This window comes from Variibacter gotjawalensis, assembly GCF_002355335.1.
Lineage (GTDB): Bacteria > Pseudomonadota > Alphaproteobacteria > Rhizobiales > Xanthobacteraceae > Variibacter > Variibacter gotjawalensis.
This window is the reverse complement of the sequence record NZ_AP014946.1, coordinates 815,312-829,668: the sequence shown is the minus strand read 5'-3', so window position 1 is coordinate 829,668 and position 14,357 is coordinate 815,312. Positions and strand designations below refer to the sequence as shown.

14 protein-coding genes and 1 tRNA gene are annotated in these 14,357 nt (G+C 62.8%); 4 read left to right on the top strand and 11 right to left on the bottom strand.

The genetic code is table 11. The features are described from left to right. Window positions 1-4: 4 nt before the first annotated feature. From GJW30_RS03985 to GJW30_RS03970, 4 genes are all read right to left on the bottom strand, one after another. Window positions 5-79 (bottom strand) — tRNA-Ala (locus tag GJW30_RS03985). Between the two features lie 76 nt (window positions 80-155). Further along, the gene (locus tag GJW30_RS03980; RefSeq protein WP_096351910.1) at window positions 156-848 is read right to left on the bottom strand and encodes a class I SAM-dependent methyltransferase; all 693 of its coding nucleotides are present in this window, start codon (window positions 846-848) and stop codon (window positions 156-158) included. A 42-nt stretch (window positions 849-890) separates the two neighbouring features. Continuing rightward, the gene (locus GJW30_RS03975) at window positions 891-1,412 is read right to left on the bottom strand and encodes a cupin domain-containing protein (protein ID WP_096351907.1); all 522 of its coding nucleotides are present in this window, start codon (window positions 1,410-1,412) and stop codon (window positions 891-893) included. A 47-nt stretch (window positions 1,413-1,459) separates the two neighbouring features. Beyond that, on the bottom strand, window positions 1,460-2,377 hold the full coding sequence (locus tag GJW30_RS03970; protein WP_096351905.1) for a DMT family transporter: 918 nt from the start codon (window positions 2,375-2,377) through the stop codon (window positions 1,460-1,462). Window positions 2,378-2,507: 130 nt separating this feature from the next. Between GJW30_RS03970 and obgE the strand changes: the two genes are divergently transcribed. Together obgE and proB are read left to right on the top strand one after the other, a co-directional pair. Beyond that, window positions 2,508-3,548 (top strand): GTPase ObgE, encoded by a 1,041-nt coding sequence (gene obgE / locus GJW30_RS03965; RefSeq protein ID WP_096351903.1) that lies wholly within the window; start codon window positions 2,508-2,510, stop codon window positions 3,546-3,548. A 12-nt stretch (window positions 3,549-3,560) separates the two neighbouring features. Then, window positions 3,561-4,691, top strand: a complete 1,131-nt coding sequence (gene proB / locus GJW30_RS03960) for a glutamate 5-kinase (RefSeq protein ID WP_096351901.1) — start codon at window positions 3,561-3,563, stop codon at window positions 4,689-4,691. 3 nt (window positions 4,692-4,694) lie between these two features. Here proB and GJW30_RS03955 read toward each other — a convergent pair whose 3' ends face one another. Beyond that, entirely contained in the window at window positions 4,695-5,996 is a 1,302-nt protein-coding gene (locus tag GJW30_RS03955) for an MATE family efflux transporter (RefSeq protein ID WP_197703767.1), read from the bottom strand. Window positions 5,997-6,084: 88 nt separating this feature from the next. Between GJW30_RS03955 and GJW30_RS03950 the strand changes: the two genes are divergently transcribed. Next, window positions 6,085-7,299, top strand: coding sequence for an MFS transporter (locus GJW30_RS03950; protein WP_096351899.1), 1,215 nt, complete (start codon window positions 6,085-6,087; stop codon window positions 7,297-7,299). Window positions 7,300-7,364: 65 nt separating this feature from the next. Here GJW30_RS03950 and GJW30_RS03945 read toward each other — a convergent pair whose 3' ends face one another. Beyond that, window positions 7,365-7,916 carry a M15 family metallopeptidase gene (locus GJW30_RS03945; RefSeq protein WP_245408649.1) on the bottom strand — a complete coding sequence of 184 codons (552 nt, stop codon included), beginning with the start codon at window positions 7,914-7,916 and terminating at the stop codon, window positions 7,365-7,367. A 277-nt stretch (window positions 7,917-8,193) separates the two neighbouring features. On the opposite strand from GJW30_RS03945, the gene GJW30_RS03940 reads away from it, so the two are divergent. Further along, window positions 8,194-8,421, top strand: coding sequence for a hypothetical protein (locus GJW30_RS03940; RefSeq protein WP_096351895.1), 228 nt, complete (start codon window positions 8,194-8,196; stop codon window positions 8,419-8,421). Between the two features lie 4 nt (window positions 8,422-8,425). Here the strand turns inward: GJW30_RS03940 and GJW30_RS03935 are convergent, their stop codons facing one another. From GJW30_RS03935 to GJW30_RS03915, 5 genes are all read right to left on the bottom strand, one after another. Continuing rightward, window positions 8,426-9,709 (bottom strand): M20/M25/M40 family metallo-hydrolase, encoded by a 1,284-nt coding sequence (locus GJW30_RS03935; protein WP_096351893.1) that lies wholly within the window; start codon window positions 9,707-9,709, stop codon window positions 8,426-8,428. Window positions 9,710-9,796: 87 nt separating this feature from the next. Then, window positions 9,797-10,654 (bottom strand): dienelactone hydrolase family protein, encoded by an 858-nt coding sequence (locus GJW30_RS03930; RefSeq protein WP_096351891.1) that lies wholly within the window; start codon window positions 10,652-10,654, stop codon window positions 9,797-9,799. Next, window positions 10,651-12,321 (bottom strand): acyl-CoA dehydrogenase family protein, encoded by a 1,671-nt coding sequence (locus GJW30_RS03925; RefSeq protein ID WP_197703766.1) that lies wholly within the window; start codon window positions 12,319-12,321, stop codon window positions 10,651-10,653. The genes GJW30_RS03930 and GJW30_RS03925 overlap by 4 nt, the downstream gene beginning before the upstream one ends. A gap of 68 nt (window positions 12,322-12,389) precedes the next feature. Further along, a complete protein-coding gene (locus tag GJW30_RS03920; RefSeq protein ID WP_096351888.1) occupies window positions 12,390-13,271 on the bottom strand; it encodes a bile acid:sodium symporter family protein in 882 nt (293 codons plus the stop codon). A 165-nt stretch (window positions 13,272-13,436) separates the two neighbouring features. Next, entirely contained in the window at window positions 13,437-14,327 is an 891-nt protein-coding gene (locus GJW30_RS03915) for a crotonase/enoyl-CoA hydratase family protein (protein WP_096351886.1), read from the bottom strand. Window positions 14,328-14,357: the final 30 nt, after the last annotated feature.

Here is a 14,357-nt window from a genome sequence, read left to right as displayed (position 1 = left end):
AAATTGGAGGCTCGGCCTGGATTTGAACCAGGCTTTGGGACCATGCACGGTCCCCGCGTCGCCACTCCGCCACCGAGCCAACTTCAGTTTATTTCATTCGCCGTTCGCATGGGGAAGCGTAAAGTATCCGCAGCGTTAATGCGTGTGGACAATTCTCACGTTGGCTGTGCGACGAAAGTCATTCGCGCCGGATTGTGGCCGATGTTCTTCGCGTGTCGTGATGCCGAGAAACCCGCATCCTGCAGCAGCTTCTGCGCTTCACTCTCATCGTAGAGTGACAGACCGAGACGCGAACGCAGCGTGCTGTAGTTCGAAAACACCGTGCGTACCAGACCGAACACGGCCGGTATCAGGAAGCCGTGCTTCGCCGCGAAGCGCAACACCGCAAGCGCGTCCGTGATCGGCGACACGTTTTTCGGAATGACGTCGCTGAAGACAAACCGGCCGCCCGGCGCAAGCAATCGCCGAAACGTTTTCATCAGCGCGGCTAGATCGTCGCGCGTGAGATATTGCGCGACCGAGTTCATGACGATGAGATCGAACGAACCATCCGGCAACGCCGCAATATCTTCCGGCGACTTCACGTCGATCTTCGGCTCGCCGACGAAGCGTGACGCAAGGTTCGAGCGGACGGTCGGCGCAGCATCGCTCAGTGTGAGTGAGGCGCAGGCGTTCGCTATCAGCCGCGCGTGCAGCGCTTCTCCGCAACCGTAGTCGAGGACGCGCGCCGACCCGCTCGGGACATGCTCGCGGATATCCTCGGCGATCGTGCGATAATGCACGTCGCGGTGATGCTCGTTGACGTAAATCGCGTTGGGCGCGTTCCAGAACGCGATCCATTCTTTCATGAGTAATCTCGGGTAAGAGCCGCGCGCCTTATATCGCGACGGCTATGCGCGCCACAACCGCGGCAAGGCACCGCCTTTGCCGCCCAGCGGGTCATAATCCGGTATCGGCACGCGCGGGATCGAAATGCGCGCAGCCCGCAGTTCTTCCGCCGAGCCGCGGCAAAGATCGTATTCGCCGTCCGGTGGATACGCGCCGACCACAAGCAGGTCGGGACTGGCGCTGAGGCGATGATGGCCGGTTCCGGCCGGCAAAACTGCGACGTCGCCAGCCTTGAGATTGAGTTCAACGCCCTGGTTGCCACCGAAACGGACGCGCGCATGCCCCTGCGCGATCCCGAGAACTTCGTGGATCGCGGAGTGATAGTGGACGTATGGAAAAATGCCGTTGCGCCAAGAATTGCCCCAGCGATTGCGCTTGAACGTCTGCTCGAACACGGCGGCGGGATCTGGCTCGCTGTCGAGATCAAACGCCTGCGCGTAGACGAGCATCGGCAGCTTCGGATTGTTCGGGATCATCCCATCATCCGAGAAGCGCAGCGCGCGTGGCTCGACAGTGTTTGTCATCGCAATCTCCCGCGAGGGAAGCGGATCAGACCGGCGCGAGTTCCGCGTCAGCCCGGCGGCTGCTCAACGAGTGGCTCTTTCGCGTTCGCCTGCTCGCGCCAGAAGATATAGAGCCCGGCGAGCACGATGATCAGCGAGCCGACGATGACATGTATTTTCGGCACCTCGTTGAAGACGAGATAACCGAGGATCACGGCCCAGACGATCAACATGTACTGATAGGGGACGACGACGCTGGCCGGCGCGAGTTTCAGAGAACGGTTGACACTCATCATCGCGACGACCGCGACGACACCGAGCAAAGCCATAAGCGACATGTCGACCAGCGTCGGCGCAATCCAGCCTATCGGCGCCCAAAACGCTGCGAGCACCCATGTCGCGCCGATCTGGCTCGTCGCCATCACGATGTCGGGTGTGCCGCGCAAGTGGCGGGTCGCGATCATCAGCATCGCGAAGAAGAAGCTGCCAAACAGCGCGATGATGGCGGGCAATGTCAGCGTTGCCGGCGATGGATTCAGCGTGATGATCACGCCGACAAAACCGATAACGACGGCGGTCCAGCGGCGCCAGCCGACGTGCTCGCGAAGGAGGATCGGCGACAGCGCCGTCACGTAGATCGGCCCGGCCAGATAGTAAGTGACGGTGTCTGCGAGCGGGAGATAAGTCACGGCCCAGAAGAACATCACGACTTCGGCGGTCGACAGGAAGACGCGCACGAGCTGCAGGCCGGGCCGCGGGATCGTTCCAAAGGCCGCTCGCTGGGTCCAAATGAAGGGAGACAGCACGATCAGCGCCGCCGAAGCGCGGATCAGCAGCATCTGGCCGACCGAATAGGTCGCCAGCATGTATTTGCCGAGCGCGTCGTTGAGCGAATAGAGGAAAACGCCAAGCATCATCAGTGCGATGCCGACAAGCGTGGCGTTGCGGCGCAGGGAGGCGCCGGCGGGCAGTTCAGACGTCGTCATGGCGACCCGGCAGGGTTAACGAACGAAAGGCTTTTGCTGAACACAAAGCCCCTATAGATAGACGCCGTAACGCAAATTTCCGGCTCATGCGAGCCCCGAACAGCGCGCTCCATCGTCGCGCATAAGAGCCATGAAATTTCTCGACGAAGCCAAAGTTTACATCCAATCCGGCGCGGGCGGAAACGGCTGCATATCGTTCCGGCGTGAAAAGTTCATTGAACACGGCGGCCCGAACGGCGGCGACGGTGGTCGCGGCGGCGACGTGCTCGTCGAAGCCGTCGATGGTCTCAACACGCTGATCGACTACCGATTCCTCCAGCATCACCGCGCCAAACGCGGCGGCAATGGCATGGGCAAGGACCGTCATGGCGCGAACGGCGCGGACGCAATCCTGAAGGTTCCGGCCGGCACCCAGGTCTACGAAGAGGACGGCGAGACGCTGCTCGCGGACCTCACCGAAGTCGGCCAGCAGGTGACGCTCGCGCACGGCGGCAACGGCGGCTTCGGCAATGCACACTTCAAATCCTCGACCAATCGCGCGCCACGCCACGCCAATCCGGGTCAACCGGGCGAAGAACGAACGATCCGGCTGCGCCTGAAGTTGATCGCTGAAGCCGGCATCGTCGGTCTGCCGAACGCCGGCAAGTCCACATTTCTTGCTGCAGTAAGCGCTGCCAAACCGAAGATTGCTGACTACCCGTTCACGACACTGCATCCGCAACTCGGCGTTGTCGGTGTCGACAATCGCGAATTCGTTTTGGCCGACATTCCGGGCTTGATCGAAGGCGCGCATGAAGGCGTCGGCATCGGCGACCGCTTTCTCGGCCACGTCGAGCGCTGCCGCGTTTTGCTGCATCTCGTCGATGGCACGAGCGAGCACGCCGGCAAGGCTTACAAGATCGTGCGCGGTGAACTCGAAGCTTACGGCAACGGGCTATCCGAGAAGGCGGAGATTGTCGCGCTGTCGAAGATCGACGCGCTCGACGCCGATACGTTGAAGCAGCAGAAGGATCGCCTCAAGCGCGCTGCGAAGCGCACACCTTTGCTGCTGTCATCCGCGACCCGCGACGGTGTTCCGGAAGCTCTGCGCGCGCTGCTCGGCGTTATTGACGAGGCGCGCGACGATGCCGGCGAGCCGGTCGGCGAAGCCGATATGACCTGGCGTCCGTAAGCCAAAACGACGATGTCTTCCCTCGCTCCAAAGCTCAACGATTTCCGCCGCATCATCGTGAAGGTCGGCTCCTCGCTGCTTGTCGACCATACGGCCGGACAAGTTCGCGCGCCTTGGCTCGCATCGCTGGTGAGCGACATCGCGGCGCTGCATAAAGATGGCCGCGACATCATCATCGTATCGTCCGGCGCAATCGCGCTTGGGCGCGCGGTTCTCAAATTACCGCGTGGCGCGATGAAACTCGAAGACAGCCAAGCAGCCGCCGCCGTGGGCCAGATTGTACTGGCGCGGACCTGGAGCGAAGCGCTTGGCCAGCACGGAATCACGGCGGGTCAGCTTCTGCTGACGCTCGGCGACACCGAAGAACGTCGCCGTTACCTCAACGCGCGCGCGACGATCGGAAAATTGCTCGAGTGGCGTTCGGTGCCGGTGATCAACGAGAATGACACGGTTGCAACGACCGAGATCCGCTATGGCGACAATGATCGGCTCGCCGCCCGCGTCGGAACGATGGCGAGTGCGGACCTCGTCGTATTGCTCAGCGACATCGACGGCCTCTACGACGCGCCGCCGAATGTGAAGAAGAACGCCAAGCTGATCCCGGTGGTGCCGCGCATTACGGCCGAGATCGAGCATATGGCGGGCGGCTCCGCCTCCGAGCTTTCGCGCGGCGGCATGCAGACAAAGATCGAAGCCGCGAAGATCGCCACGACCGCGGGCGCACATCTCGTCATTGCGTCGGGCAAGATCGAGCGGCCTCTGCACGCGATCCAGGCCGGCGGTGCTTGCACGTGGTTCCTCACACCCGCAAACCCCGTGACGGCACGCAAAAAGTGGATTGCCGGCTCGCTTGAGCCGCGTGGCGTGATCCATGTCGACGCCGGCGCCGAAGCAGCGTTGCGCAAGGGTAAGAGTCTATTGCCGGCTGGCGTGACGCGCGTCGAAGGTGCGTTCGCGCGCGGTGACGCCGTGATCGTGCGTGGGCCTGACGGCGGTGAAGTCGGACGCGGGCTCGTCGCCTACGACGCGGATGATGCCGCGCAGCTATGCGGCAAGGGTTCGGCTGCGATTAAGGAAGTGCTCGGCACCACGGGCCGCGCCGCGATGATTCATCGCGACGATCTGGTGCTCGGCAGCGCCTGAGCGCTACCGCACGCGGGCGCTCCAGACACCGGGGCGCACCGCGATTGCGTTGAAGAAGCCGTAGCCGAGCAAGCCTAACGCCACTCCGTAAAACTGTCCGTCGAGCCCATAGCCGAGCGTGTGCGACAGCACGTAACCACCGCCGACCGCGAGCACGATGCGAGAGATCGCGGCGACGAATGGCCAGCCCATGCGACCTGCGCCCATCGCGGCGAAGTAAAGCGACACGCCGACACCCAAACCCGCGAAGGCGGGGCCGACGATCTGCAGTCCGCGCGACGCTACCGCCGCGACTTGGAGGTCGCTGGCGAACAACGCCGCGACGCGCTCCGGATAAAATGTGAGCACAAGACCCGCGAGGCCGGTGAGCAGAAATGCCATCACGGCACCGAAGCCGGCCGTGCGCCGTGCAAGCGGCCAATCGCCTGCACCGACGGCGTTGCCTACGAGCGCCGTCAAAGCCGAGCCGACGCCGAAAGCGAGCGGTACGGTGAGAAACTCGAGCCGCGCGATCACGCCATAAGCCGCAACCGCCACCGTGCCGTAATGCGCGACCTGCGAGGTGACGAGCATCGTTGCAAGATTTCCGAGCGCCGCCATGACCGACGCAATTAGCCCGACACTGAGGATTCGGCGAAAGAGGTCGCCGGAAAGCTTGAGGCGTAGCGTCGGAACGAAGCCCGCATAGCCGCGCAGCACCAGCATCGCCATGACGATGCCGGCGCCGAGCATCGCGACCGCATAGGCGATGCCCGCACCGGGCAAGCCGAGACCGACGCGCTCCATCAAGAACCAGGCGACGAGTGGTTGCATGATCCACGCGCTGCTCAGCGCAGCGGCCGCGAATGCATGCTGACCGCCGCCGCGGAGGACGGACGCGAGCGTGTTGGCGAACCACGCCGGCAGCGCACCGAAGCCGAACAGGCACATCGCGTAAGCCGTGCTGGCCGCGGCCGCCTCCGGACCGCCGACCAGCGTCAGGATCGGCCGCGCAAAGCCAAGCATGACGACCATGAAGAGAAGCGCACCGCCGAGGGCGAGCAAGAGCCCATGCGCGACAAGCGCGGATGCTTCATCCTTCCGGCCCGCACCCAACGCCCGGGCGATCGCGGAGACGACGCCGCCACCGATAGCCCCGCCGGACATCTGCATGAGCAACAGGCCAAACGGCATGACGACCGCCCAGCCCGCCAGCGCGACCGTGCCTTGGCGCGCGGCCAACCAGGTCTCGGCCAGCTGCGCGATCGTCTGCAGCACGGCCACAAAGAAGGTGGGCGCCGCGAGCGGCATGATGCGACGGAGCAAAGGACCTATTCCGAAATCGGCGCGTGAGGGGGAGGCATATCGGCCGTCAATCTGATATCAGCGGCCAACCGCGTTAGGAAACGCCCGAATGACGCCTTTGGCACCGCCGCAGTCCACTCGAGAAGGGTGGGCCACCCACCGCTTGCTCGCGCTGATCTGCGCCGCGCATTTCGTCAGCCATTTCTACATTGTGGTGTTGGCACCTGTACTGACGCTCGTGCGCGCCGACTACGGCGTCACCTACACGCAGGTCGGCCTCGCGTTCTTCGCCTTCAACCTGATCTCCGCGCTTTTTCAAACGCATGCGGGCTATCTGGTCGACCGCAGCAACGCCGGCGCGGTGCTGATTTGCGGGTTGGTGATCGGCTCGATTGCTCTCGCGAGCGCGGCTTCTGCCGGGCCGTTCTGGCTCTTCGTCGCAATGTTCGCACTGCTCGGTTTCGGCAACACCGTCTATCATCCGGCCGACTATTCGCTGCTTGCGCAACGTATGCCCGCTGCGCGGATGAGCCATGCGTATGCACTTCACACATTCGCGGGCATGGCGGGCTCCGCAGCTTCGCCCGTTCTGCTGTTGCCGATCGCCACGCAATTCGGCTGGCGCACGGCTTACTTTACGGCCGCCGCCATCGGGCTCTCGGTCGCGATCGTGCTCGCGATTTTCTGGCGTGATTTCGCCGGAAAAGCCGCCCCCGCTCCAACTTCGCCGAAAGCCGACGTCGCTACGCCGAGCGGGCGCGCGTTGCTGTTCTCGCCGCCCGTGCTGGTGCAACTCGGTGTCTTCACGCTGCTCGCGCTGATGAATGCCGGGGTGCAGAATTTCTCAATGCCGGCGCTCGAGTCGCTGCGCGGTGTTCCGCTGGCGCTGAGCGGCAGCGCGCTCACGCTTTATCTGGTGCTCAGCGCGCTCGGTGTTCTGGTCGGCGGATACATCGCGTCGCGCACGCAGCGCCACGATATCGCGGCCGTCGTTTGCCTCGCGGGTTTCGGCCTCTCTGCGTTGTCGCTCGCCTTTGTCGATGCCGGAGCGGCAGTCTTGCTCTTCACGTTCGCGATCGCGGGTCTCGTCGGCGGCGCCATCGCGCCATCACGCGATATGCTGGTGCGCGCCGTAACGCCGGACGGATCGCACGGCAAGGTCTTCGCCTTCGTCACCAACGGCTTCAACATCGGCGGCATCGCGTCGCCGCTGCTGTTCGGCTTCCTGCTCGATCACGGGCATCCGCAGGCTGTGTTCGTCGCCGCCGGATTGTTTGCGCTGATCTGCGTGCCGCTCGTGCTCGTCGGCAATAGAAGATCTTAAGTGGTCGCATTTTCTTGACGTGAACCGGTGTCCACCTCACTTGAAAATGCTCTAAACGCTGACGGTCACTCGACCGGAAAGTCGAAGTAGGTCGACGGATACGGCTCCGGGACGAGCCGGAAGTGCCACCATTCGTTGCTGATGCCCTGGAAGCCGTGCCGCTGCATGGCGGATCGTAGCACTGCGCGATGGCGTTGCGCATCCTGGCTGACGGCGCGGCTTCCCGGCGCGGATTTCGCATCGAGAAAATCGAAGCGCGTGCCCATGTCGACGTCGGCGCCATCGAGCCGCACCAGTGTGAGGTCGACGGTCGCGCCGCGCGAGTGGCCGGACCGTGCCGCGACGTAGCCGCGGGCGAACAGCTCCCGTTTATCGACGCTCGGGTAATACGCCGCCTTGTTGCGTTGATCGGAAGGGTCTTCGGCCCAACGCTGGAAATCGCGGACAGCGCGCGCCGGCCGATAACAATCGAGCATCTTGAGGCCGAAGCCGGAAGCCGCGAGATCGCGCTGGACCGCGGCTAGAGCCACCGCCGCTTGGCGGACAACGAGACAGCGCTGCGCGCGGTAGCCATCGATCGTGCGACCGACGAAGTTGTTGGATCCGGCATAGCGCATGTCGATCCGAAGACCCGGAGTGGCCGCAGCGGCATCAACGAAATCGGCTGGACGGCTCGTCTGAGCCGCGGCGAAATCAAACGAAACAACAACCGCAACGATTGCCAGAAAAAATGCGTGCATCGCTTAATGTATTGCGTTCGTTGGTGTTTTTATGATGGCCACGCACGCGCTCGTAACTTTGTGACACTATTGCGCCGCAACATTGTTGCGGTGCATTATAAGGCCAAAGACCCGAACGGGCACATGTTGAGTTTTCACGCGGACTACGGTGCCCATGGACCTGATCAAACACGAAGCCATCGCGGACAAGTTGGAAGAGGGCAAGCTCGCGGGCTGGCTTTCCGACTATCTCGTCGCGTGGCACGGTCCCAGCGGGCACCTCGAGCCCAACGTCACGGTGTGGCGCACCATCGAGCGCAGCGATGAGGAAGTGCTGCGTTACGTTGTCGAGCGCCTGACCGGCGTGGTCGAGGCGCAAGACATCGCGGTCGCCGGCGTTTAGCCGATCACCATTTGGCTTTGCCGCTGGCGATATCCTGGATCATCCGTATCGCCAGATAAAGTCGCGGCTCGATCGAATCGATCAGCACATATTCGGCGTCGGCCGAGTGAGCGCCGAAGCCGCGCAGACCGAAACGCTCGATCACCGGATTCTTCGTCTCCAATGCCGCAAAGGCCGCGTCGGTGCCGCCCCCCTCGGCCTCGTCGCTCACCTCAAGCGTTTTGCCGATCTCCTGATAGACCGACTGCGCATGCTTCGAAAGCGCGCGCGACGCATCGGTCGGCTCCAGCGGAGGACGGCGGCGCTCGAAGGTCAAATCAACCTTGGCCTTCGGATCGAGTTGCGTCTTGATCTTTTCGCGGAGCGCTTTCTCGAGCTTCTCATAGTCGATGACCTTGAGCACACGAACGTCCGCGGTCGCGATGGCCAAAGCCGGAATCGTGTTGCGCGTGGAACCGGACATTGCGGTCGTCCAGTTCATCTTGATGCCATTCTCCGGATCCTGCAGATCCTTCGTCTGCAACAGCTGATGCGCAAGTTCGATGAGCGCGTTGGTGCCGCGCTCCGGCGCACTACCGGCATGAGATGCTTTGCCGTGCACTTTCAGGATCACGGCCGCGATACCGGCTGTCGCCAAAGACAGTCTATCGCTGTCGGAGCGCGCGGCTTCGAACGACAGTGTCGCGTCATGCTCCTTGCCCAGCTTCACAAGCAGCGCGCGTGAGCCAGGCGAGGAAATCTCTTCGTCGCCGTTGAACAAGACTGTCAGCGTCCCGTATTCGCGGTAGTTTAGCTCCTTCAAAATCGCGACGGTGTGCAGAACGACGGCGAGGCCCTGCTTGTCGTCGGCGATACCGAGGCCATATGCGCGATCGCCGTTGATCTGGAACGGTTGCTTGGCCAGCATACCCTTCTGATAGACCGTGTCCTGATGCGCGATCAGCATGATCTTCTTGGTGCCGGTGCCCTTGAAGGTCGCGCGCACGATCTTGCCGAGGCGCGCCGGCGTATCTTCCATTTTGTAGACGTCGTCGCCCTGCGGATCGATGACCTCGACCTCGCCGCCAAGCGCCTTCAGTTTATCGGCGACATAGGCGGCGCTTTTGTCGAGACCTTCGATATCGCGGCTACCGGTCTCGATGCTGACGATGTCCTTCAGCGTATCGAGCAAGGGCTGTTTGTGCCGCGCTGCGAGCGCTTTGATCTGGTCGGTTTGGGCGTGTGCCGGAAGCGCCAAGCTGGCGGCCAGGGCCAACGGAATCGAGAAGTGAAAGAGTTTCGAGAACATGACGGGCCCTTTGAAATATGGGAGGCTCGCGAAGTCTCGCATGAAAATCAGCCGGAAGTCACTGTGTAACAATGTTTCGCTAGCACTTCAGCGTGCCTGCAATCCCTGCGCGAGTATCTGCAAAATCCGATTGGTCGCGTCCGTCGTCGCGTCGGCGTTCGCGGGGTTCGATTGGCGCCGCGCGCCTGGATCATCGAAACTGTGCGTCGCGCCCGGATAAACTTGGATCGAGATTCGGCCGCCCGCGGCGCGACTTTGCTCGACCAGCGCGGCGCAGCGCTTCGACGACACTTCCTCGTCCGCGTCGCCGATGAAAACACTCACGGGCGCGTAAGGCCGATACCCGTTCTCGAACTGACCTTTGAGGCCGCAGGCCGGATAGAGCGCGACGCCTAGGCGAAATTGACGCTCGGCGGGCGATGTCAGAGCGTCGTCAACCGCGAGGGCCGCAAGCGTTGCGCTGCCGCCGTTCGACCAGCCAAGGAGCGCGATATTATTCGGTGCCACGTCGCGGCGCGTGCGCAGATATGCGAGCGCACCGTAGGCATCGCGTGGACGCACCGTCACTTCGTTGAGCTCGGCGGGGCGATCCTCATACGAGCCGCGCGGAAAACCTTGCGGATAGCCGCGCGGACCGAAGCCGTCGACGAGCAACGCGATATAACCGGCCTGCGCTAGCATCTCACCCCAGGCACGATGGCGTTTCGACAATGTCTCGGCCGTGAATTGTCCTTTCGCGAGCGACGAATATGCGCCGGCGCGACCATGCATCAGCACGACAGCGGGTCTTTGTGTGCCATTCGCGGCGTTCGGCAAAAATAGATAGCCCGTGAGCGTCGTGCGCCCGTCCGCGCTCGGAAATCTGATCGTTTGCTGCGCGGTCGCCGACGATACGGAAAAGCTAGTGAACGCGAGCGTTAGAATCGCCAATAGCATTCGCATCATGCTGCGATCCTCGCGCGATCGACGATCGCCTGTGTGTCGACGCCTTTTGGCAATGTTCCGAAGGACTGACCCCAATCGCCGTCGAGCCGTGTCGCGCAGAACGCATCCGCGACCGCAGGCGTCGAGTAGCGGAGCAGCAAACTCGCCTGCAGCGCGAAGGCCATCATCTCGATCATCCGGCGCGCCACCGGCTCGAATTCGGCAAGCTTGCCAAGGCGGCGTTCAACTTCATCCGCGAACGCGTCGAGACGCGCATTCGCGCCTTTTGCCTTCCGCACTTCGTCGAGAAACACCGTGATGGTCTCGGGTTCACGCTGCATCGCGCGCAGCACGTCGAGACAGATAACGTTACCGGTGCCTTCCCAGATGCCGTTCAGCGGCGCCTCGCGATAGAGCCGCTCCATCAAGTGATCGCCGATGAAACCATTGCCGCCGTGGCATTCGAGCGCCTCGACGACAAAGGCGGGCGCACGCTTGCAAGCCCAGTATTTCGCGATCGGCGTGCAAATGCGCGAGAGCAAGGCCTCGCCGCGGTCTTCGTGTTCGCGGTCGAGAGCGGCGGCGAGGCGCATCGAGAGCCACATCATCGCTTCGGACTCGACGCTAAGATCCGCGACGACATTTCGCATGATCGGAAGGTCGACCAGCGAGCGCTGGAACGCGCGGCGATTGTTGACGTGATGCAGCGCTTGGCTGAGCGCCTGACGCATCAGGCCGGACGAACCTATGGCGAAATCAAGCCGCGTCACATGAGCCATCTCGATCAGCGTGCGAATGCCGCGACCTTCTTCGCCGAGCATGACGGCATGCATGTCGTAGAACTCGACCTCGGACGAGGCGTTCGACTTGTTGCCGCACTTGTCCTTGAGGCGCTGAATCTTCAGTTTGTTGCGCGATCCATCCGGAAGCCAACCGGTCGCGACGAAAGCCGAGAGGCCCTTTTCGGTCTGCGCGAGCGTGAGGAAAATGTCGCTCATCGGCACCGAGAAGAACCATTTGTGGCCCGTGATGAGATATTCGGCGCCCGAACCGTTACGCGATGTCGCGGGGCGCGCCGTCGTGATCGTCGCCCGCAAATCCGAGCCGCCCTGCTTCTCGGTCATCGCCATGCCGACCGTGATGCCGTTTTTCTGCTTCGCGTAGATCGGCCGCGGATCGTAAGCGGCGCGCAGAAACTGCGGCGTCCATTCGGTGTAGAGCTCCGGGCCGTGACGGAAAGCCGGCTCGGCCGAAAAGGTCATGCCCATCGGACAGCAAATGCCGTTCTCGCCTTGGTTCCAGAGATAGCTCATGACGCCGCGCGCGACCTGCGCGCCGGCGCGCTTGTTGGTCCAGGCGAAGGAGTGTGTCTCAGTCTCGTAGATGAGCCGCATCAACTCGTGATAGGCCGGATGAAACTCTACGACATCGACGCGATTGCCGAAACGATCGTGCGTCCTCAGTTCGGGCAAATGGCGGTTGGCTTGCCGCGCGAGATACTGCGTCTGCTCCGCGCCGACGATTTCGCCCGTGCGGTTGAGCTGCGCGTCGGCCCAATCGGCGCCGAAAACGCGTGTCGCTTCGGTCAGCGCCGTGTCGGCCGCGTAGGCGTTGTAGTTGGCGAGGGCTCCGGTCTGATTGTGCACTTCGTGCGTCGCGTAGCCGGCACTTTGAGCTTGTATGGACAAGACCGATCTCCCTACCCTTTCGGATCAGGGTTGCACCTTATGCGTGCGCTGTCACTGACGGGAAACTTTCAACGGGCGGGGGTTGGGGCTCCGGCCTCCTCCCGGGGCTTGACCAGCACCGCCATTGCGGCGGCCGTGAAGTACATCATCAGACTATAGATCGCAGGCGGAATTGAGGCCTCGACGTTGCCTAAGACATTCAACGCGACAAAAATTGCGAGGGTGCCGTTGTGAATGCCGATCTCCATCGCGATCGCGGTCGCTTGCGGCGGCGGTAGCTTGAGGACCAGCGGCGTAAAGTAGCCGATGACCATGCTCACGACGTTGAATAACAGACACGCTGCACCGACCGCGACCACCGCATCGACTATCTTGCTGCGCTCGACATAGATGGCGGCGCAGATCAGAACGGCGAGAACGACGACTGCAAAGATGCGGACCGGCTTCTCGGCGCCGATCGCGCGTTCCGGCCAGCGCGCGCGAATGAGCATTCCGATCGCGACCGGCAGGAGGATGATCGCGCACACTTCAAGGATCTTGCGCAGCGGCGGCGGCACATATTGTCCCGCGCCGAAAAAGTAGGCGAGCGAGAGGTTCATGATGATCGGCAGCGTGATCAAGCACAGAATGCTGTTCACGGCCGTCAGCGTGATGTTGAGCGCGACATCGCCGCGCGCGAGGTGGCTGTAAATATTCGCTGTCGCGCCGCCCGGCGCCGCGGCGAGCAGCATCAAGCCGACCGCGAGGCTGGGCGAAAGCTTGAAGGCGATCGCGATGAAGAAAGCAGCCCAAGGCAGCAGAACGGTCTGCAGAAAGAGCCCGACAAACACCGCGCGCGGATAGCGGCCGACGCGCTTGAAATCGTCCAGCGTCAGCGAAAGACCAAGGCCAAGCATGATGATGCCGATCGCGAGCGGCAGCAGCAGGTTGACCAGTATTCCGCTTTGCACTGAGGCACCTCTCTGGGGGCTTCTGACGCAACGCTAACGGAGAACGTATGTTTCCCTGGCGGGTTCGAGAGCACCGCCAAAGCAGCGAATAGTCTTCATGAGATATGAATCGCGGGCGATTGGCCAGCAACCAATCGTCTCACCCAAATGGGGGATTCGCGGGGCTCAGCGATACTGCGGTTCGTCCCACCACGGGAAGTATTCGGGCATGTCGGCCGAGACCTTGCCGGTGAACTTCGCCGGGCGCTTCTCGAGGAACGACGTGACGCCTTCCTTCACGTCATCGCTCTTGCCGCGATGGAAGATGCCGCGGCTATCGACCTTATGCGCTTCCATCGGATGGTCGGCACCAAGCATCCGCCACATCATGTGACGCGTCAGCGCGAGCGAAACCGGGGCGCCCTCGGCATATTCCAGTGCGAGTTTTCGCGCGGCGGGGAGAAGCTCGTCGGCCGGATAAATCTCCTTCACGAGACCGCCGGCTTTCGCCTCGGCGGCCGGGAAGACGCGGCCCGAATAGCACCAGTCGAGCGCCTGGCTGATGCCGACGAGGCGCGGCAGGAACCAGCTCGATGCTGCCTCCGGCACAATGCCGCGGCGCGAGAAGACAAAACCGAAGCGCGCATTCTCGGAGCAAAGCCGGACGTCCATCGGCAACTGCATCGTGACGCCAATGCCGACCGCCGCTCCGTTGATCGCCCCGATCACCGGCTTGAGGCATTGGAAGATCCGCAGCGTCACGCGGCCTCCGCCGTCGCGCGCGGCCTGATGCGAGAGATCCGGCTTGCCGTCGACCTCCGGGATCGGCTCGCGATCCTTGCGTGCGTTGCGGTCGAAGGTTGCGCCGCCGGCGCCGAGATCGGCGCCCGCGCAGAACGCCTTGCCGGCGCCCGTGACGATGACGGCACGCACGTCGTCGCGGCTGTCCGCCTCGTCGAAGGCCGCGATGAGATCATACATCATCTCGCCGTTGAAGGCGTTCATGCGATCCGGGCGGTTGAGTGTGATTGTGAGAATGTTGTCTTCAGCCGCGGTCGTGATCGTCGTGTAGGCCATCTCGGCGTTTCCTCTTGCGCTCGTCTTTGC